19 protein-coding genes are annotated in these 20,530 nt (G+C 42.3%); 3 read left to right on the top strand and 16 right to left on the bottom strand.

Annotated elements, in window-relative coordinates; all coding sequences use genetic code 11:
• Positions 1-152 precede the first annotated feature (152 nt).
• The 6 genes from J7E37_RS12305 to J7E37_RS12285 all read right to left on the bottom strand — a co-directional run bounded on the left by J7E37_RS12305 (position 153) and on the right by J7E37_RS12285 (position 6,221).
• Positions 153-3,236: an efflux RND transporter permease subunit gene (locus J7E37_RS12305; RefSeq protein ID WP_214784280.1), complete on the bottom strand. Its 3,084-nt coding sequence runs from the start codon at positions 3,234-3,236 to the stop codon at positions 153-155.
• A gap of 299 nt (positions 3,237-3,535) precedes the next feature.
• Positions 3,536-3,685: a hypothetical protein gene (locus J7E37_RS12300; protein ID WP_214784277.1), complete on the bottom strand. Its 150-nt coding sequence runs from the start codon at positions 3,683-3,685 to the stop codon at positions 3,536-3,538.
• A gap of 152 nt (positions 3,686-3,837) precedes the next feature.
• Positions 3,838-4,515, bottom strand: coding sequence for a PDR/VanB family oxidoreductase (locus J7E37_RS22500; protein ID WP_353050017.1), 678 nt, complete (start codon positions 4,513-4,515; stop codon positions 3,838-3,840).
• A 24-nt stretch (positions 4,516-4,539) separates the two neighbouring features.
• Positions 4,540-4,797: a ferredoxin reductase domain-containing protein gene (locus J7E37_RS22095; RefSeq protein ID WP_251009639.1), complete on the bottom strand. Its 258-nt coding sequence runs from the start codon at positions 4,795-4,797 to the stop codon at positions 4,540-4,542.
• Positions 4,798-4,815: 18 nt separating this feature from the next.
• Positions 4,816-5,274: a dimethylamine monooxygenase subunit DmmA family protein gene (locus J7E37_RS12290; RefSeq protein ID WP_214784271.1), complete on the bottom strand. Its 459-nt coding sequence runs from the start codon at positions 5,272-5,274 to the stop codon at positions 4,816-4,818.
• On the bottom strand, positions 5,271-6,221 hold the full coding sequence (locus J7E37_RS12285) for a heme-dependent oxidative N-demethylase family protein (protein WP_215024189.1): 951 nt from the start codon (positions 6,219-6,221) through the stop codon (positions 5,271-5,273). Before J7E37_RS12285 ends, J7E37_RS12290 begins: the two co-directional genes overlap by 4 nt.
• 305 nt (positions 6,222-6,526) lie before the next feature.
• On the opposite strand from J7E37_RS12285, the gene ahpC reads away from it, so the two are divergent.
• The 3 genes from ahpC (at position 6,527) to J7E37_RS12270 (ending at position 9,549) form a co-directional block, all read left to right on the top strand.
• Positions 6,527-7,090, top strand: a complete 564-nt coding sequence (gene ahpC, locus J7E37_RS12280) for an alkyl hydroperoxide reductase subunit C (RefSeq protein WP_214784266.1) — start codon at positions 6,527-6,529, stop codon at positions 7,088-7,090.
• A 13-nt stretch (positions 7,091-7,103) separates the two neighbouring features.
• Complete coding sequence (gene ahpF / locus J7E37_RS12275; RefSeq protein WP_215024187.1) at positions 7,104-8,633, top strand: alkyl hydroperoxide reductase subunit F; 1,530 nt, start codon at positions 7,104-7,106, stop codon at positions 8,631-8,633.
• A 211-nt stretch (positions 8,634-8,844) separates the two neighbouring features.
• Positions 8,845-9,549 carry a DUF421 domain-containing protein gene (locus J7E37_RS12270; protein ID WP_214784260.1) on the top strand — a complete coding sequence of 235 codons (705 nt, stop codon included), beginning with the start codon at positions 8,845-8,847 and terminating at the stop codon, positions 9,547-9,549.
• 80 nt (positions 9,550-9,629) lie between these two features.
• On the opposite strand, the gene J7E37_RS12265 is transcribed toward J7E37_RS12270, so the two are convergent.
• The 10 genes from J7E37_RS12265 to walK all read right to left on the bottom strand — a co-directional run bounded on the left by J7E37_RS12265 (position 9,630) and on the right by walK (position 20,522).
• On the bottom strand, positions 9,630-11,129 hold the full coding sequence (locus J7E37_RS12265; protein WP_214784257.1) for a malate:quinone oxidoreductase: 1,500 nt from the start codon (positions 11,127-11,129) through the stop codon (positions 9,630-9,632).
• A gap of 375 nt (positions 11,130-11,504) precedes the next feature.
• The gene (locus J7E37_RS12260) at positions 11,505-12,059 is read right to left on the bottom strand and encodes a hypothetical protein (protein ID WP_215024185.1); all 555 of its coding nucleotides are present in this window, start codon (positions 12,057-12,059) and stop codon (positions 11,505-11,507) included.
• Positions 12,060-12,499: 440 nt separating this feature from the next.
• On the bottom strand, positions 12,500-13,162 hold the full coding sequence (locus J7E37_RS12255) for a BlaI/MecI/CopY family transcriptional regulator (RefSeq protein WP_214784251.1): 663 nt from the start codon (positions 13,160-13,162) through the stop codon (positions 12,500-12,502).
• A gap of 358 nt (positions 13,163-13,520) precedes the next feature.
• A complete protein-coding gene (gene rlmH, locus J7E37_RS12250; protein ID WP_214735833.1) occupies positions 13,521-14,000 on the bottom strand; it encodes a 23S rRNA (pseudouridine(1915)-N(3))-methyltransferase RlmH in 480 nt (159 codons plus the stop codon).
• A gap of 100 nt (positions 14,001-14,100) precedes the next feature.
• Positions 14,101-14,271: a CxxH/CxxC protein gene (locus J7E37_RS12245; protein ID WP_483297209.1), complete on the bottom strand. Its 171-nt coding sequence runs from the start codon at positions 14,269-14,271 to the stop codon at positions 14,101-14,103.
• Positions 14,272-14,401: 130 nt separating this feature from the next.
• Entirely contained in the window at positions 14,402-15,625 is a 1,224-nt protein-coding gene (locus J7E37_RS12240; protein WP_214784248.1) for a S1C family serine protease, read from the bottom strand.
• A 184-nt stretch (positions 15,626-15,809) separates the two neighbouring features.
• Positions 15,810-16,604 (bottom strand): MBL fold metallo-hydrolase, encoded by a 795-nt coding sequence (locus J7E37_RS12235; RefSeq protein WP_214784245.1) that lies wholly within the window; start codon positions 16,602-16,604, stop codon positions 15,810-15,812.
• A 6-nt stretch (positions 16,605-16,610) separates the two neighbouring features.
• Positions 16,611-17,405 (bottom strand): two-component system regulatory protein YycI, encoded by a 795-nt coding sequence (locus J7E37_RS12230; protein WP_214784242.1) that lies wholly within the window; start codon positions 17,403-17,405, stop codon positions 16,611-16,613.
• Positions 17,392-18,705, bottom strand: coding sequence for a YycH family regulatory protein (locus J7E37_RS12225; protein WP_214784239.1), 1,314 nt, complete (start codon positions 18,703-18,705; stop codon positions 17,392-17,394). The genes J7E37_RS12230 and J7E37_RS12225 overlap by 14 nt, the downstream gene beginning before the upstream one ends.
• The gene (walK, locus tag J7E37_RS12220) at positions 18,702-20,522 is read right to left on the bottom strand and encodes a cell wall metabolism sensor histidine kinase WalK (protein ID WP_214784236.1); all 1,821 of its coding nucleotides are present in this window, start codon (positions 20,520-20,522) and stop codon (positions 18,702-18,704) included. Before walK ends, J7E37_RS12225 begins: the two co-directional genes overlap by 4 nt.
• Positions 20,523-20,530 lie beyond the last annotated feature (8 nt).

Here is a 20,530-nt window from a genome sequence, read left to right as displayed (position 1 = left end):
CCTGGCAGTTGTGTATAAAAAGTAAGGGGTTCCCTATAGGATCATACTTTAACAAACGTCTTTCTTTAATTCATGGCAACTCAGTTTGAAATCCTTCTGAACAGCCAAAAAAGCCCTGACAGGACGATCAGTCATCCATCAGGGCTCTTTCATTAGTTTTCTACAATATCCTTACGATTTTTCTTGAATATTCTTGATAGAACTTCATATACAATCGGTACGATAATCAGTGTTAATAATGTCGAACTGGTCAAACCGCCGATTACGGTTATCGCCAGACCTTTGGAGATCAGTCCGCCTCCGCCTGATCCTATCGCTAATGGGATCAAGGCGCCTACTGTGGCGATTGCGGTCATCAGGATTGGCCGTAAACGTGTAGCACCTGCCTCAAGTACTGCTTCACGCATTGTCAGCCCTTCACGTTCCATGTGAATGATTCGGTCTACCAGCACGATGGCGTTCGTTACGACGATACCAATCAGCATCAACAGACCCATCATGACAGAGACAGAGATGGTTTCACCTGCAATAAGCAGCCCGACAAATGAACCAATGACTGCGAATGGCAGCGAGAATAGAATCGCAAATGGTGCGACACCTTCACGGAAGGTAACGACCAGGATAAAGTAGACGATCGCAATCGCAGCAAGCATTGCAGCTCCAAGCTGGGTGAATGTTTCGGTCATATCTGCCTGGACACCTGCTACGCCAACTTCCACTCCTTTAGGCAGCTCCAATTCATCGATGGCTTTTTCAGCTTCAGCAGCCGCCTTTGAAATATCCTTGCTTACGACAGTTCCTGATACAGAAGCATAGTACTGGCCTTTGCTGCGCGCCAGTGTGTTCATCGTTGTGCCTTCCTCAACCGTCACCACTTCTGACAGCGGCAAGGTCGTTCCCAGCGCTGTTTGCACTTCAGTAGCCAGGATGTCTTCAATTGATTCCGGCTGTTCGGCTTGCTCCTGCTGGATGATCACATCAAGTGATTCTCCATCTTTTTCAACCGTCGTCAGGACCTCTTTGGATTGGTTCGGGTTTAGCATCATCACGATTTGTCCTGCTGTCAATCCGTATTGCAGCAATTCATCCTGTTCAACCTTGAAGGTGTATTCAACATAAGCGTCTTCTGCACTGGAGGTTACGTCCTTCAAGCCATCAACAGATTTCATTTCGTCTTCTACCATCTTGACTGTTTCGTTTAGCTTACCTAAATCCTCACTGTATAAGGTATAGCTGATTTCATTCTCAGGCATCGACATCCCGCCGAAATTCTGGCTCTTCCATTCACCACTGTGGCCAATGTTGAAGACATATTCCTCAAGTTCATCCTTTACTTCCGAAAAGTTCTCCATTTCAGGGTCAAAAATCAGGTACATTAATGCTCCGCCTGCTCCTCCGCCCATCATGGCCGCCATCTGATCTGCCTCTTCGCTGATCGATACCTGGACGATATCGATGTCTTCACGCTTCAGCATTTCTTCTTCTATTTCTGCTACATTTTCAATGGTTTCTTCCTTAAGCTCACCGGCTTTAGGTGTGTAAGTCAGATACATGATTTTTTCTTCTTCACTGCCCATGAAGCTGAAGCCGATAACCGGGGTCAGCGCGAGACTTCCGGCAAGCAGTACCACAGCAATGATTGAAGTTATGATCTTATGGTTAAGCGACTTATTCAAGACACTCTTATACCAATGAGCCAGTTTTCCAACTTCCTTATGGCCGGTTTTCGTTTTCTCGCCATATAACTTCTTCTTGAATAAAAAGTGGGATAACGCTGGTACGATGGTAATCGCCACAATCAGTGAAGCACCCAGTGCAAATGTCATCGTCAAGGCAAATGGCGCGAATAATTCTCCTACCATGCCGCCTACGAAAATCAACGGCGCGAATACAGCAACCGTAACGAGCGTCGACGACAATATAGGTTTGAACATTTCAATTGTCGCTTCACGAACTAGTGCCCGGCCTGTTAATTTTTCTTCTTTTAGATGCAGGCGGCGATAAATATTTTCCACGACGACAATCGAGTCATCGATCACACGGCCAATCGCTACAGTTATCGCGCCCAGTGTCATGATATTAAGCGTGATGTCCATCCAGTTCAATAGCAGCAAGGCCATAAAAATCGAAACCGGAATCGAGACAATTGATATAATCGTAGATTTGAAGTCACGCAGGAATAGCAGGATAACCAGAATCGCGATTAATCCACCAAATAAAGCTTTTTCAATCATTGTAAAAACTGATTCTTCAATTGGCTCTCCCTGGTCAAGCGATACTTCAATGACCAAGCCATCGATTTTTGATTCTTCTTCTTTTACTAAATCTTTCACTGCATTCACTACATCAACCGTGTTCGCTTGCTGCTCCTTGACAATCTGAAGGGCAATCGCGTCTTCACCATTGGTGCGTGAAATGGACTGTACTTTACCAACAAGCTCAACTTCAGCAAGTTCGCTAAGTTTAACAAAAGGTGATGGGTTGGCTGCTGACGGCGTGACCGGAATCAGCATGTTTTTCAATTCATCTGTAGTCGTGAACTTGCCATCGACGGCAACGGCCTGCTCGCCTTCTTCAAACTCAAAAAGACCTAATGAAACGCCCAGGTTACTGGCCTGGATCATTTCCTTCACATTCGTTTCCGTTAATCCAAATTGCGCAAGCTTTGCTTCATCATACGTTAAATTTACTTCTTCGATATGCTGACCAGTCATGGTGACAGAGGCAACACCATTGATTTTGTCGATTTTAGGAAGGATGATTTCCTCAACGGTTGATGTAAGCTCAACAATGTCCTCCGTTGTACTGCTGACACTCAATGCAGCCACCGGCATCATATTCATACTGATCGCTGTGATGGTCGGTTCCTGGGCTCCTTCCGGCAATTTGACCGCATCCAATGCCGATTGCAAAGCACGCTTGGCCTCATCCATATCGATGCCATACTCATACTCGACCTGGATACTCGACATATTGGAGTAGGAATTCGAATAGACATATTTAACGTCTTCCAATCCCTCTACCGCTTTCTCAATCGGGATCGACACATCTTCCATTACTTTTTCAGGAGTGGCCCCAGGATATACATCCATAACCATCAGGTATGGGATTGAAATATTCGGGATGGTCTCCATGTTCATCCGTGTTCCAGAATAGATTCCCGATACCGTGATAATAATTGTAAGCAGCCATACGGCTAGTTTATTTCCAAGGACAAAATTGACTAAATTTTTCACTACTGCACCTACCTCAAAATGACTTTATTGACCATAATAATGTTACTGACTGACCGGTCATTTGTCAATCTCGGATGTACAGAAACTACAATAAATATCATGAAAAAATCCGCCTCATAGAGAAGCGGATTTCTTTTTTCATTTACTAGAAAGAGTACGAACTTTTATATAAAGATTAGTTTCTAGCTCCAGCGCCTAGCCCCTCGAGTCGCTTCGGTCCGCCCAATGAAGTCAAAGATCGACTTCATCAGTCGGCCCGCCAGCGCTTGTCGGGGCTGACCAAGGCGCTTACGCTTTTCTTATTCATCATCTATCTCGCCGTCACCGATTTCATCTTCTTCCTCGACGTCTTCCAGCTGTTCCCCTTCTTCAGGCGGAGCGTCATTGCCGCAGCCTGTTACTGTGAACATGGAAATTGCCAATAATAGCATAAACAATAGCTTTTTCATTTTCATTCCTCCTTTGAAAGGAGTGTTTCCAAGACACTATTTTTCTATGTATCCTGTTCAAAAAAAATGAATGACTACCGGTGAACTCCACTAAGAAAAAATCATGGTCCTCGAATTAAAGAGATATCCGAAAGCAGAAGCTTTTATGTTATTTATAGATCCAGCACCAAATTCCCCTTCCCGCGTGAAACACAGCTTAACATCGCTTTATTGGAGCTCCGCTGTTTGTCTGTCAGAAAGGAATCGTAATGATCAATTTTCCCTTCAACTACATTTACTTCACATGTACCGCAGCCGCCGACTCTGCAGGAATATGGGATATCAATGCCACTTTCACGAAGTACATCGAGCAGCGATTGGTCAGCAGGCACATCGAAATGCTTGCCGCTCTGGTTCAATGTAACTGCAAACGGGATTGAATCCTTCATTACAGGTGGCGAGAAGCGTTCATAATGAACATTAAACGCAGGATAGCCATAGCTTTTGGCTGCACTCGTGAATTCTTGGATCATTTTTTCCGGACCGCAAAAATAAACATGTGTGCCTATTCGATGGTTCTTAAGAGTAGTGACTGTTAATCGTTCAGGCTTCTCTCCTTTTGAAAAATAAAAATGGCATTGCCCGAGGTAGGTCTCGTTCAAGTAATCATAAAACGCGCACTGCTCTTTTGATTTAGCTGCATAGTGCAGCTCAAAGGATTGGTTTTTTTCAGCAAGCTCAGCCATCATCGATAAAAAAGGAGTGATCCCAATACCTGCTGCATAAAAAACATGATGCTTGGCCTGGAAACTTAAAGGGAAATGATTTTTTGGATAGCTGACCTTTAACACATCCCCTTCAGAAACATGATGATGCTAGTACTCAGAGCCGCCAGTTGAAGGTTCTGCCAGCCTAACTGCGACTTCGATCAAGCCGGGTTCAGACAGGTTAAAAACTGAATATGATCTCTCCAATGTCCCTGACTTTTCCGGTAAATAAGTGGTGATATGCGATCCCCCGCTGAAGGGCGGCAGCTTCGATTCATTAAGCGCCTGCAGAGTGAACCTTTTAATCGTCGCTGTTTCTTGTTTAATTGATTTTATCCGTACGTCCAGAGTCGAATTACGATGCAATCGAAGGCTCCTCCTATTCTATTTGATATTTACATAACCTAGATAGGCATCCAAACGGCGTGAATAATGGTCCGAAACTTCAAGCTCCTGGCCGCAATATGCACAAATAATTTGCGTTTGTTCCGACACTTCACTTTCGGCATGGCAAGTGCAGCAGACCAGTCTCTTTTTAGCAGGTCCAATAGTTAGCAATTGCAAGTCGTGTTCAGAAAAACCTGCCTTGATGGCTTCCCCTTGTATCCTTTTTACAAAATCAGTCTTCCCTGAAATGTACAGATACGCCCCCATTTTCTGCTGGCTGAACCATTCGTTCACTAAGCTTTCTTCACTCTCTTCTTGTAAAATATGAAAATCAAATGGCCTATTCTCATCCATTGCCTGCCGAACGAGAATATATAAAGACCTGGCCCCTTCCGAATCTGCACAAAATAGAAACTTTCTCTTACCTTCCATCAATGAAGAATGATCTTGATTCATCTCTTCTTTAATTCCCCTTCCAGATATTCCAGGACAACTTCACGATAGAGAGATATCCCCTTATAGTCAGCAATGAATTCTGGAAGTTCTTTTAGGATTGCTGAAAACTGCTCCAGCCATGGCCTATGCTGAATAAATTCTCCAAGCGGAAGCATATGGGTATGAATTGTAAATAAAATACCGTTGCTTTTTGGCAGACGAAATAATTTTTGAACTTCTACTCGAAAATGGACTATTTCGCCAGCGTTTTCCTTGGTTACTTTTTTGCGGGCCTGACCCCATTCAGCAAAGGTTTCAAGCGAAGTATCCAACCGGTTCCCCGCCATCAGTGACCAGTTTTTCCTCCACCATGGACTTCCTGCCTCGATTCTCATTAAAAACTGGAGTATGCGTTCATCAAGAGAGTCGGACTTGAAACCGGGAATAGGTGCATGTATTTCCCTGAAAGACATGCCAGCATCAAAATACAATGACCAATTGGCCGGAAAGCAAAGCTGGCCCGCATCCAGGAATAAATCCCCGTCCCGCTGCATCATCAGGATCAAGTCTTCCTGGACATTCATCCCGACAAAATCAAGCGGCTCCTGATCCAGTGTCGTCGAATCCCCAAATGTGAAAGAGTGTTTCTCACCCGTATGATGGTTAGTGAATTTCCAATGGTTTTCGTTGGTAACAAGCTTGAATGTTTCAGGATAATATGCGGCCAAATCATGTAAAATCAAATCCAATGCTTCCCACTGGGCACCCATGGTATGGGACTCTGAATGATAACAGCGTTCTGGGTGCTTTTTCAGCAGCTCTCTTTTCAGATCCATTTCCTCTATATAAGATTCCGTCACTTCGATGGCAATTGGTGGATTTAATGGAATTGCATTGTTAGAATATCTATATACATTATTTTCAACAAATGGATAAGGAAATGAGCTGATTTTCTCAGTAGAGACCATCGTATTCCCCCTTTTCTGAATTTTGCATCTACTTAATACTATACAGAAGTCTGCTGATGAATTCATTACAAGGGTGAAAGTTGGACAAGCTTATATATGGCAAGTTATAAACTACGGTATAATTGTGTCTTTCTTCTGAAATAATGATGAAGTATTAAAAGCCGGAGTTTATCACTTGACACTTAATCGGTTTTATATAATAATCGTTACTGTATTAGAATTATTCTAGTTTACCGAATAGTTAACTGAACAATCAGTGAAACTATTTCAAAAAATAATTCAACCATTCAAGGAGGAAATTAATCATGGCATTAATCGGTACTCAAGTTTTACCATTCACAGCAAACGCATTCCACAACGGAGAATTCATCACTGTTTCTGAAGAAAACCTTAAAGGCAAGTGGAGCGTAGTTGTATTCTACCCAGCAGACTTCACATTCGTATGCCCAACTGAGCTTGAAGACATGCAAAACGAATATGCTACATTAAAAGAAATGGGAGCTGAAGTATACTCTGTATCAACTGATACTCACTTCACTCACAAAGCATGGCATGACCACTCAGAAGCAATCAGCAAAATCGAGTACATCATGATCGGCGACCCTTCACAGAAGATCTCTCGCAACTTCGACGTATTGAACGAAGAAGATGGTCTTGCAGAGCGCGGAACATTCATCATCGATCCAGACGGCGTTATCCAGACTGTTGAAATCAATGCAGGCGGAATCGGCCGTGACGCTAGCCAGGTAGTAAACAAGCTAAAAGCAGCACAATATGTACGTAACAACCCAGGCGAAGTTTGCCCTGCTAAGTGGAAAGAAGGCGGAGAAACACTTAAGCCAAGCCTTGATCTTGTAGGAAAGATTTAAGGGGTACACTCCCATGTTATTAGATGCAGAAATTAAAGCACAATTAGCCCAATATCTTCAAATGATGGAGGGCGATGTGCTGCTTAAAGTTAGCGCAGGATCGGATGATGTATCACGAGACATGCTGGCTTTAGTAGATGAATTGGCAACTATGTCATCCCATATTAAAGTGGAGCATGCAGAATTAGAAAGAACACCAAGCTTCAGTGTCAACCGTCCTGGTGAAGATACTGGAGTGACTTTCGCAGGCATCCCTTTAGGACATGAATTCACTTCACTGGTCCTTGCTTTACTGCAGGTTAGCGGAAGAGCTCCTAAGGTTGACCAGAAAGTCATCGATCAGGTAAAAGCGATCAAAGACGAATATCGTTTTGAAACTTATGTCAGCCTGAGCTGCCATAACTGCCCTGATGTGGTACAGGCCTTGAACCTGATGAGCATTTTAAATCCTGGCATTTCCCATGTTATGATCGATGGTGCAGCTTTCAAAGATGAAGTTGAAAGCAAGCAGGTCATGGCCGTGCCAACGGTATTCCTGAATGGCGAAACATTCGGAAGCGGACGTATGTCCCTTGAAGAAATCCTTGCAAAAATGGGATCTGGCCCAGATGCATCCGAACTAAGCGACAAAGAGCCTTATGATGTCCTTGTTGTCGGCGGCGGACCAGCTGGTTCCAGTGCAGCCATCTATGCAGCTCGTAAAGGTATCCGTACAGGGATTGTTGCTGAGCGCTTCGGCGGACAGGTAATGGATACTTTGGGCATTGAGAACTTCATCAGTGTGAAGCATACTGAAGGACCAAAGCTTGTCGCTAGCCTTGAAGAGCATGTAAAAGAGTATGGCGTTGATATCATGAACTTGCAGCGTGCAAAACGCCTGTCGAAAAAAGACCTAATTGAACTTGAGCTTGATAATGGTGCAGTCCTGAAGAGTAAAACTGTCATCATTTCCACTGGTGCCCGCTGGCGCAATGTCAACGTACCAGGAGAAGCTGAGTTTAAGAACAAAGGTGTTGCTTACTGCCCTCACTGTGATGGACCATTGTTCGAAGGAAAAGATGTTGCGGTTATCGGCGGAGGAAACTCCGGTGTGGAAGCAGCAATCGACCTTGCGGGTATTGTAAAGCATGTAACTGTCATCGAGTTCAATCCTGAACTTAAAGCTGACCAGGTTTTACAAGACCGTCTGCACAGTCTTCAGAACGTTACCGTTGTGACAAACGCACAGACAAGTGAAATTACCGGTACCGACAAAGTGAACGGTATAACGTATATTGACCGTGCATCAGGTGAAGAACACCATGTTGAATTACAAGGTGTATTCGTACAGATCGGCCTTGTACCAAACACAGAATGGCTTGGTGACACGCTTGAACGAACTCGCTTCGGTGAGATTGTCGTAGACAAGCAGGGTGCCACTGACCTTCCTGGCGTCTTCGCTGCAGGCGACTGCACGGACAGTGCATACAAACAGATCATCATTTCAATGGGGTCAGGTGCAACCGCAGCATTAGGTGCATTTGATTATCTAATCCGAAATTAATTTATATACAAGAAAGAAGCTGACTCTAAAGGGTGTTAAATGGCGCCTTTTGAGTCAGCTTTTTATTTTCTATAGACTGTTTTTCGGGAAAAATAATATATCTATTGAAGTAGCATTCAGCAGAGATACACTATTATTCACTAAAGTGGACTAATAGTTAGATCTGGGAGAAAAACTAAGGGATAGCTTCTGGGTAAAGGATGTGACTTTAATGGATTTTTTCCAGAGCCAGGAATCGCTTACTGCTATTCAGTGGGTGCTGCGGGCTATTATTGGTTTTTTCTTTTTATTACTTGTAACCAGAGCTCTTGGGCAACGTGCCATCTCCCAATTAAGACCCCTGGATTTTGCCATTGCTCTAGTAATCGGGAACATTATTGCCCATCCCCTATCAGACGAGCATCTAGGGTTAAAAGGCTCTATCATCACAACTACTGTCTTGTTGGCTTTATATCTTGGCGGAATCTATATGATACTCAAATTCCCCTGGTTTAGAAGGTTACTCAACCATGCACCTATCACAATAGTTGAAAATGGAGAAATACTTAATAAAGGATTAAAAAAAGCAAGAATCTCCATTGATGTATTATTGGAAGAGCTGCGAGAAAGAAAAATAGAAGATGTGAAAAAAGTAGCCCTGGCGATTTGGGAGGCTGACGGTAAATTATCCGTTTTCTTAGATCCAAAATATGAACCACTGACTCCCTCCTCTATGCAAATGGCTGCAGAGCCATTCAATTTTCCAAGGACAATCATTAAAGAAGGAAAAATAAATTACGAAGTATTAAATCAAGTTCACAAGGACGAAGGCTGGCTTGTCTCAAATTTAGAAAAAGTATTTCAGACAAAGGTTCAAGATGTCCTGCTTGCCACCCTTGATAATAAAGACATCCTTAAAGTATTTTTATATAAATAATCAACATGATTCACACCTGACAGCGGAGTATAGAGAAAAAAATAACCTTCAATCCAAGCGGATTGAAGGTTAGATCTATATCAACTGAGGACCTTTACTTTTTCATTTAATCCAAGCATTTTAGCTGTTGATTCGTGAATATCAAAGAACAACTCAGGATTGTCCACTAAAGATACTCCATAGGAAGGTACCATTTCTTTGATTTTACCTTTCCATTCGAACATTCTCTCTGGGAAGCATTTTTCCAACACTTCCAGCATGACATTAACCGCAGTAGATGCTCCTGGGGATGCACCTAGCAATGCGGCTACAGAGCCGTCAGAGGCACTTACAACCTCTGTGCCGAACTGCAGGGTCCCTTTGCCAGTGTCGGTATCCTTGATGACTTGTACACGTTGTCCTGCGACTACGATACTCCAGTCCTCGCTCTTGGCATTGGGAACGAACTCCCGGAGTTCTTCCATCCGTTTTTCATGGGAGAGCATTACCTGCTCAATCAGGTACTTAGTCAATGCCATTTCTTTCATGCCTGCAGCCAGCATAGTCACTACATTATTTGGTTTAACAGAACCGATCAAGTCCAGATTCGAACCTGTTTTCAGGAACTTTGGCGAGAAGCCGGCAAACGGTCCAAAAAGCAAACTCTTTTTGTTATCGATAAATCGTGTATCCAGATGCGGAACAGACATCGGTGGAGCGCCTACCTTAGCTTTTCCGTATACCTTTGCATGGTGCTGCTCGACAACCTCAGGATTGTTGCAGACCATGAATAATCCGCTTACCGGAAACCCGCCAATTTGCTTTGATTCTGGAATACCCGTTTTTTGCAGCAACGGCAGACTGCCGCCTCCACCACCTATAAAGATGAATTTCGCATAATGGGATTCTGTTTTTCCGCTTTCAAGGTTCTTTACCTTTACTTCCCATGTACCATCGCTGGCACGTTTGATATCTTTTACACTATGTCTATAGTTAATCTCGACGTTCTTACTCTCCAAATGCTCGAACAACATACGTGTTAACGCGCCAAAGTTAACATCTGTTCCTGAATCAATTTTGGTCGCCGCTATCGGATCATTAGATGTACGGCCCTCCATTACTAAAGGAATCCATTCTTTCAGTATTTCAGGGTCTTCTGAATACTCCATTCCCTGAAACATAGGGATATCTGAAAGCGCTTTAAAACGTTTTCTTAAAAACTCAACATTTTTTTCGCCTTCTACTAAACTCATATGAGGCAGGGGCTTGATAAAGTCCTCCGGGTTACGAATCAAATTGCTTTTTACAAGATGAGCCCAAAATTGTCTTGAAAGCTGAAACTGCTCATTTACGTTAATAGCTTTGCTAATATCTATTGATCCGTCAGGTTTTTCAGGTGTGTAGTTAAGTTCGCACAATGCGGCATGGCCAGTACCAGCGTTATTCCACTCGTTAGAGCTTTCTTCGCCAGCTGAATCAAGTTTCTCAAACACTTTGATTTCCCACTCTGGTACTAACTCTTTCAGTAAGGATCCCAACGTCGCACTCATGACTCCGGCACCAATTAAGATAACGTCTGTTGCTTTCTGTACGTTGCTCATTATACCCTTCCTTGTCCATATATTTAAAGTAGGCGCGCCTGATGTATTACCTGGGGACACACCGTTTTCTGCCTTTGTTAAAACCATAACATAATCTATTATAATGATTTACTGATTAAAATATCTACTATTTACTGATAATTATAAACTATTTTATCACTGTAAAAAAGAGAGAAGACTTCCTACTGGATAATTATATCCATTCTTCTCAAGCTTTAATGAATAATAAAATTTAATTTTCAAGCTTAAATAGCCCGCTTCATCCTCCAGCTAACTTGTAACTAGAAAGAAATGGATGAAATTTATACCTGTAAAAACATATTAAAAGGAAAGGCTGGACGATATGATATCGTTCAGCCTTTTTCAATTCATCCTTCAATCTCTAATTTTTAAAATTAACCTTGTAAACCAATAAGAAGTGTACACAATGCCAATGTCTATAAGAAAAATATAAAATTGATTCATCCCTCTTTCAATCTTCACTAAACCAATATATTGTTCTATAGTAGCAAAACCAAACGCAAAAACAGCGCTTAACAACAAGGAATAGACATAAAAATTCTTATTATGACTCGTACAATATTGATATATAAGCAAAAAACCTACTGGCAATGCGGAGGCTGTCATACTAAGGGCTGGAGGAAACCAGGGCGAGAGAAAATATGTATGTATAAAAAAGTTGTAATTTGCCAGGACCTGTTCAATATAGGTCCAAAGGATGTGAACCGTATATCCAAAGATAAACATCTCAAAAATCCTCTTTCGATCGATTAAAAAAAACAGTAGAATCAATGGCAGCACCAAGACAGCTAAAACCAGCCAAAACTGCCAATTTCCCATATCTGAGTATTGACTCCAGTAGGAGGATATTAATTGACTTAACTCATCATTTTTTTCAGATATTTGCTGCCAATAATCTTGATAACTCAATTAAATCCCCCCGAAACGATACAAGCGTATTTTTCTCCTTTAGTAAGTTTTCACTAAAGTTAGCTGTTATATACCAAGCTTGGACATACATAATCGAATCCTTACTTTCTAATGAAAAAGGGTTTATACACCAAAAAACCCTTCAATGAAATCATGCAAAGGGTTTTTGAACTCTCCTAAAATTAAATTAGAATCACAATTACTTATATTAAAGCTCCTTTCTTCCTTTTGATAAATAAACCCAGCAAAAAAATAATCGGAGATTTTCCTGCTAAATACAGAATGGAACTCGTTTCGAGGTAAATAAGGGGAGATTTTCCGGTTATGCAAAGCAAAATACCACATTTTCACGTTTTTAGAGTCGATAAGCGGAATTTCTCCGTCTATTTGAGCTATTTTTATAAAAAATACTAATTAAGCGGAATTCTTCCGTCTAATAATCAGACCGGGTCTTTAACCTGTTCCCCTAACCGATAAGCGTGGATCCTCTTGGTTCCAGATGTGGGGATCAGCATCTTTTTTTCGACTAGTTGAGAAAGTATTTTTTTTACCGTCTTGTCACTTAGCTTTAAATATTTCTCGACTTCTGTTGGGGAAATATCTTCTCCTTTTCGAATCACTAGCCGAAGCACTTCCTTTTCAAGAAAGGACAGAGATGTCTGGTCCAGCTCATCACCCAGCCATCGGCCTATCACTTGCTGAACAACCTGTTGGCATCTACGGGGATTCTCTTTCACTTGGTCAAAAGAAAAGCGGATCACGGTCCATCTATCAATTACCAACTGGTTTTGACGTTCTAGGTTGTCAGAAAATTGCCATCTGCTGATATTCTTTAGATGAGGGCCATACCCGTCGACCTCTAAGCAAATCCGGATGCCGGGGCGAATATAAGCAAAATCCAAATATCTTTTGCCATCCTTGTAATCGTCAATTTCATATTCAGGATGAAGATACTTGAATTGATAAAATAATGGCCACCATACTTGCTTCAAGAATAACTTTTCAGCCTGTTTGTGACCTTCTTGTAGGCGCCTCAACCGTTCACCGGTTCTTGCCTGTAAATGAGCATTCAAAAAGGACTGATATTCTTCTTCAAATCCCATACATCCCTCTCCTATCTATAAAAACATTCATCCCCAACATAGGCATTTATTAACATCCACGATTTGACTGAACTTTCAGATGGATTTTTGTAAAACTATGTGATTAATAAGTGGTAGTTGATAGCGAAAAAAGCGGATTAATATGACATCAATTGGGGGGTGTAAACGTTAAATAAGAATTGCGGAGTAGCTAAGATGAAAAAATATTTTGAGAAAAACTCGTGGCTAGAACTAATTTTAGTTTAATAGAATCCTTACAATTGTCAATCCATTTACTTTATCATTCGAAATACCATTCCTATAATTTTTATTCTAGCCCCTCCCAAACTTAAGGAGAGGCATTTGGTTAAAATCTCCTCTACTTATGGTAAGGTTCACCACGATTTATCCTATAAGCCCGATAAATTTGCTCAACGAGGATCAGCCGCATCAGCTGGTGCGGGAAGGTCATCTTCGAAAAGCTTAGCTGTTCATCTGCTCTCTTTAAAACTTCATCGCTCAGCCCGAGGGATCCTCCGATGACAAAAGCGATTTTGCTTTTTCCGTACGTCGCCAGTTTATCGAGAGTATCTGCGAGCTCTTCTGATGATTTAAGTTTTCCATTAATGGCCAAAGCGATAACAAATGTATCTGGACCAATTTTCGCGAGGATTCGCTCGCCTTCCTTTTGCTTGACCTGGATCATCTCAGTATCGCTCAATTCCTCAGGTGCTTTTTCATCCGGTACCTCAATGACTTCCACTTTCGCATAGCTTCCAAGTCGTTTTAAGTACTCCTCAATCCCCTGCTTCAGGTATTTTTCTTTTAATTTTCCAACCGTTACGATTGAGATATTCACAGCCATCCCTACTTTACAAACAGATTACAAACAGTTTACAAACAACTTATCCACAGGAGTTATCCACATATTCACATCGATATCCACATTTAGTAGGCGATCATTCGTTCGCCACAATATATACAGCAGGTTGTCCACAGTATCCACAGACAAACTCCGACTTATCAACAGCCTCTAATTTCGTTAATTGAGGTGCAGTTTCAAATTCATCAACCGCTTCATCCAGCGCCAATTCTACATGTTCACCGCAGCAATACTTCATAAAACTCATCCTTTCAGCTTCTTTTCAGCTTCTTTTTATATTATTATCATTTGCTTAATCTGACTTTTAAATTTATCCACAATGACCATTTTACCACAAAAAAACAGGAAGCATTCCGCCCCCTGTTTTATCTACAACACTATAAAGTTTCTCCGCCGAGCTTCATTGTCGTTTCTTCCAACTGGCCATTTCGATAATACTTGATTTGCATCTCGTCGCCAACCTTCTTTTTGTTGTAAAGATGCTTGCGGAGATCAACAACATCTCGGATTTCCTCGCCATCCATTTCGACAATGACGTCATACTCCTTCAATCCTGCCTGTGCCGCTGGTGAATTTGGCTGTACGCCTCTGATGGCGACACCATAGTTTACATCCTTAGGCAGCTTCAATGTATTTTGCTGGTGATAGGATGATATCTCATTTACGGATGCTAATTCCACGCCCATGAATGGCCTCTGTACTTCTCCTGTCTTCTCCAGATCCTCAATGATTGGCGCAGCGTAATTGATTGGAATGGATAAACCGATTCCTTCTACAGCACTCTGGGCAATCTTCATCGAATTAATGCCAACCACCTGGCCATCGATATTAATCAAAGCTCCTCCGCTGTTTCCAGGATTAATCGCAGCGTCTGTCTGTAAAACTTCTGCCTGCCAATCGGGAGTTCCGTCCTGATTGATATCGACTGGAATCGCCCGTTCCAAACCAGAGATGATTCCCTGTGTAACGGATCCTGAAAAAGTAAGCCCCAACGGATTACCGATTGCGATGACTGGTTCACCTGGTTTCAGATTGTCAGAATTGCCAAATTCAGCAACGACTTTAATCTGGTCGGCTGGAACTTCCAATACAGCCAGGTCAGTCCAGATATCGCTTCCTAAAAGCTTGGCAGGTATTTTTGTTCCGTCTATCAGGCTGACCTCAAGTTCGGAGGCTTCAGCCACAACATGATGGTTTGTGACAATATAGGCTTTGTCACCTTCCTTTTTATAAACGACGCCAGATCCCGTTCCGCCTGATTCCTGCGATTGCCCCCAGAAGCTCGTGCTTTCCTGGATATTCGTAATTCCGACTACTGCATCTCCTGCCTTGTCTACCGCCTCAGTGATTTGCGAGTAAACATCAATCGATACATTTTTTTTAGTTGTATTGCCTTCTTCAGCAGGCTCTTCATCGGTTACTGCTGTTTGATTTTTAGGTTCTATTTTATATGGCAGCACACCCAAGTTAGATAATAAGGGAATCGAGAAGATCACCAATAATGCACCTATGACTGCGCCTGCCAGGCTGGCCCAAAAGCTGCCTTTCCTGCTATTTTGCGGTTTATACCGGCTTTGATAATCTTGATCATAATAACCCAATGTCCACCAATCCTTTCATTGACCAATAGATACGTTAGTTATTTTTATATAGATTATTATACTATCAGTAACGAAAATTTCTAAATCATAAGCCCCTCTATTCACCTGGAAATTAAAAAGGAGCAAAAGCATCCAATCTGGATGCCTTTACTCCTTTACCTATTCATTCATTGCCCTAAACAACTTAAATAGTTGTCAGAGGGGTTGGGGTCTTTGGATCTGTATCAAGCAAATCGAACTGCTCCCCTACTAAGATGCCTTTGCCTTCAAGAGTTTGGGCGACTGACATCCTTGCAAGGTCCTTCATATTGTTATCTGTGCTTAAATGAGCCAGATAAATCCGTTTCGTATTATCCCCTGCCACTTCGCTCATAGCGACAGCTGCATCCTCATTCGAGACATGGCCATAGTCGCTAAGGATCCGGCGCTTGACACTCCATGGATATCTTCCCATCCTCAGCATCTGGACATCATGGTTGCTTTCAAACACATAGGCATCAGCATTGGATATGATTCCTTTCATCCGGTCGCTGACATAGCCTGTGTCTGTGATGAGCACCAGTTTTTTGCCGTCTTTATGGAAGACGTAGAACATCGGCTCGGCCGCGTCATGTGAGACACCGAAGGATTCAATATCCAGGCCGCCGAAGGTTTTCACGGTTTCCATGTCAAAAGAGAATTTCTGCTCAAGCGGGACTTCCCCAATCAAGCCGTCCATCGCTTTCCATGTTTTTTCATTCGCATAGATTGGCAGCTTATACTTACGGGCAACGATTCCTATGCCTTTTATATGATCGCTATGTTCATGCGTCACTAATATACCTGAGAGGTCCTTTATATCACGGCCAATTTGCTTGAATAATGCCTCCATCTGTTTGCCGCTCAATCCAGCATCCACCAAAAAGGATTGTCCCTCCGTCTCCACATAGATCGCATTTCCCGTACTCCCGCTGGCGAGAACACTAAAATGCAAACTCATATCTCTTCACTCCGTCATTTTATTTTCTCCGTCGGACAACGGGATGACCCGGCCTTCGAATGCATGAACAAAAAGGTTCTCCTTGCCATTGACTTCAACTCTCCACGTCGGTGTCACGACATGCGATGCAGTCAGTGAAACAAGAGTGGAATATCCTAATTCAATATCGGTAATTTCACTCTTCGGCTTGATTAAACCTTTTTTATATAGAGTTTCCAGCGCCCTTAATGGCGGCAGCAATTCTTCTGCATCCGAGAGCTCATCGATGATCTCCACATACGTTTGCTTATACGAAGTCACTTCATTATTTTCGTTGAAATAGAACGTCAATTTCGCATTGCTGTTATAGTAAAATGTCTTATTATCATGTTCCTGGTAATAGGTGATCGTTTTTTCCTCTTCATTCTTATTCCAGAACTTATACTGTTCACCAGCGAAAATGTTCGTTCTTATAAAATCGGACAGCTCGGCTGGCTGGAACTTGCTCGTTAATTTAAACGGCTTTTCCAGCTTAGCTTCAATAGATGTCCCGTCCCCAAGGCTGACTGCCTGGCCTTTGATCTTTGCCATCTCCTCGGTTGTGAACACTTTCGTCCTGACACTAAGATACTGTTCTTTCTTTTTAACATCAGGAAGTTCAACATAGGTGATATCATCGTTCTTCAGCTTTTCCTCCAGGGTCGCTTCCTTTGGAATTTCGTATTGGGCAGCATCCCTCGTATTCATGAACTGATATACAAGATAGACATCGAGGACGAGGAAAGTAAGAATAAAGATTGTCTTGATCCTACTCCAATCCATTATTCAATTCCTCCTCCCATATCAGCTGCCTCCACTGCTGATCATATAAATAGAACCAGCCGGGCTCCAACAGGATCAATGAATTTTCTGGTCCCTGTGTCATGTAATAGCCTGGCATAAGGTTTTGAAGCAGCTCCATCTTAAAATCCTTCTTGCTTTGCAGGTATTCCAGCGCTTCATATCCAGACGGCAATGTCTTTGTGACGACATCCGGATTCAACGGCAGCTCCAGATGGAATCCAGGGCGTACATACCTGCTGATTTCCGATTGTCTCCACTGTTGATAAATCTCGGACATTCCTATCTGGTTGAACACAGGATATCCTTCCTTGCTGTAAAGGCGGAATAGGACATTCTGGTTAAAATCATCCTTATAAACATAACGGTAAGTCTCCGTCCAGCCGCCATGACTATTCACGAACTCTATGCTTTTCTGTAAAACATTGTTCGTTCCGATAACCGAATCACCGGACCGGACCGGATTCACGTAGTTTATCATATTGGTTTGCGTATCCACGATCATTTTGCTGGCATCATCGGTATATTCCTCCACGCCATCAACCATGCTGCGCTGAACAAAACTTGGGTCCGTGAATAGCGCTTCCTTGAACTGTTCTGAATCCAGTGGATTTTGGTAATAGGTATGCATCACCATTTTCACTTCTTCGGTTGGCAGATAGATTTTCCTGATGTCTGAAACTGTATAAAGGAAATATGGCGTCAGCCTTCTTGCAGAATCATAGTATTTATTAGTAAAACTATTGATATAGGAAGGACTGACATTGCTGACATAGACTTCCTGGTTCTTTTGCGAATAAAAATAGACAATTCCCTCTTGTTTCTGCTGGGTTTCTGAATTGATAATGATCCGGTCGAAATCAAACTTCGGGATATTCTTCTCGTCAATATTCAATACTCTTTTATAGAGTTCGATTGGTACCTCATCTGGAAAAATGATCTCGGTATTGTCTCCCAGGGCTATTCTTTCATTAAATTCACTGATCCGCCCGGGATATTGTTCCATATCAAAGTACTTCCATTTTGAAATGACACCAATGATATCATCAATATGGCTATTGTCTACAGAGCCATACTGTTTGCCGCCCGCATGATAAATGATCTGGTGTGGTTTAACGATTTTCTTAAGTTCCTTCTGTGTAGCAATATTCACTTCTTCGACCGTTTTTTGATTATTGACTAACTCATAATCCGGCTGGTAAGTCCAAATATTCCAGGTTAAGAGACCACTCAAAGCAACGAGAAATGCTAAAATAACTGATTTTATATTTTCATATGTCATGACCAATCATCCTCTGCACTCCGGTCATAAGGAAGAGTAAATTGAACGGTTGTTCCTTTGCCTTCTACACTTTCAGCCCAAATTCTGCCGCCATGGGCATTGACCATTTCTTTGGCAATCGCCAGTCCAAGGCCTGTCCCGCCAAGTTTTCTGGTCCTGGCTTTATCGACACGGTAAAAACGGTCAAAAATTTTATCAAGATTATCTTTTGGAATCCCAACACCTTCGTCCGAGATGCTCGCAACAATCTGGTCATCCAGCTCTTTTACCCTGAACGTGATGGTCCCGCCCTCTGGCGAATACTTCATGGCATTAGAAATGATATTATCGAGAACTTGCGTGATTTTATCTTCATCTATTTCTACGAAAATCGCATCCTCTGTAATTTCCCTTTTGAAAGACACATTTTGCTCCTTCGTCATTTCGAACCGGTCAATGATCCTGTTAAAGAAGACCGGGAAGTTGACCCATTCCTTTGAAAGGCGATAATCCACACTATCCAGTTTTGAAAGCTGCAGCAAATCGTTAACAAGCCGGATCATCCGCTCTGTTTCACCTCTGGTAGTCTCAAGGAAGTTTGGAGCAATTTCCTCATCTCTCCATGCTCCTTCCGCTAACGCCTCAAGATAGCTGCGCATCGTTGTCAGCGGAGTCCGCAGTTCATGGGAAACATTCGCAACAAATTCTCGTCTTTCCATATCAATTTTTTCTTGTTCCGTAATATCGTACAGGACAGCAATCAATCCATTCACAAAGCCGCTTTCCTTCTGAATCACAGAAAAGTTTGCCCGAAGGATAAATGGCTTGCTTTTCGTACTGTAATCAAGGACGATTGACTCTTTCTCCTGCAGTAAATCTTCAAAAGTATAATTTTCATCCAGACCAAGTACAGAAACCAATGGCTGTGACAGAATTGTTTCACGTGGAACACCAAGCATCTGTGCAGCAGGGTCATTGATCAGGATAATGCGCCCTTTGCGGTCTGTCGAAATGACACCGTCGGTCATATAGGAAATGACAGAGGAAAGCTTCCTTTTCTCCCCTTCAGTTGTTGCCTGTGCCTCTTGCAATTTTTTCGTAAGGTTGTTGAAAGTAATCGCGAGCTGTCCGATTTCATCATAACCATAGACTTTAACCTTCCTGGAAAAATTGCCGCGCGTCATGGCCAGTGCCTGTTTACGCATATCTGAGATCGGCCTCGTAATCGTCTGTGCCAGCAAGACTCCCAAAATAGCTGTGAATATCAGGGCAATGGCTGTTCCGGTAGCCAGGATTTTATTGATATCATTCATCTGCTTAAAGATATGATCAATCTGGGCTACAAGATAGACAGCCCCTATGGCTTCACTATTATGCATGATAGGTGTGGACAGTACCCAAACTCTATCATTATCTTTCAACTGGATGCCGTCTTCATCTTCTTCAAAGATGATTGAACGCTTGATTTTGACATCAGGCGTCCTCTGTCCCACCATCCCTTGATTGCTAAGGCTTGATGTGCCAAGTATTTTAAAGCTGCTCCCGTCAATTACCCGGATTTCAGAAATATCATTGGCTTTATAATCCCTTAAGATCTCCCTGATCGCTTCCTCTTTTGTGGGATCTTCCTTTCCGCGCTCCTTGACCAGTTCTTCCTGTATATCATAAACCAGCAGGTCCACACGGGATTTTATAGACTCCTGATAATTCGTCATCAGGGTCGTCTCAAGTTTTCGGACAAAGTAAACTCCGATAATTTGCATGGCAACGAGAATAAGAAGGACATATATAATCACAAATTTAAGATGAATGGATCGAAAGAAACCTACCTTTTTCATCCCTGTGC

Origin of the sequence: Bacillus sp. ISL-39 (genome assembly GCF_018613295.1) — a bacterium.
In the GTDB taxonomy this organism is placed as follows: Bacteria; Bacillota; Bacilli; order Bacillales; family Cytobacillaceae; genus Mesobacillus.
The sequence above is the reverse complement of the archived record's forward strand: the minus strand, read 5'-3'. Positions and strand labels throughout refer to the sequence as shown.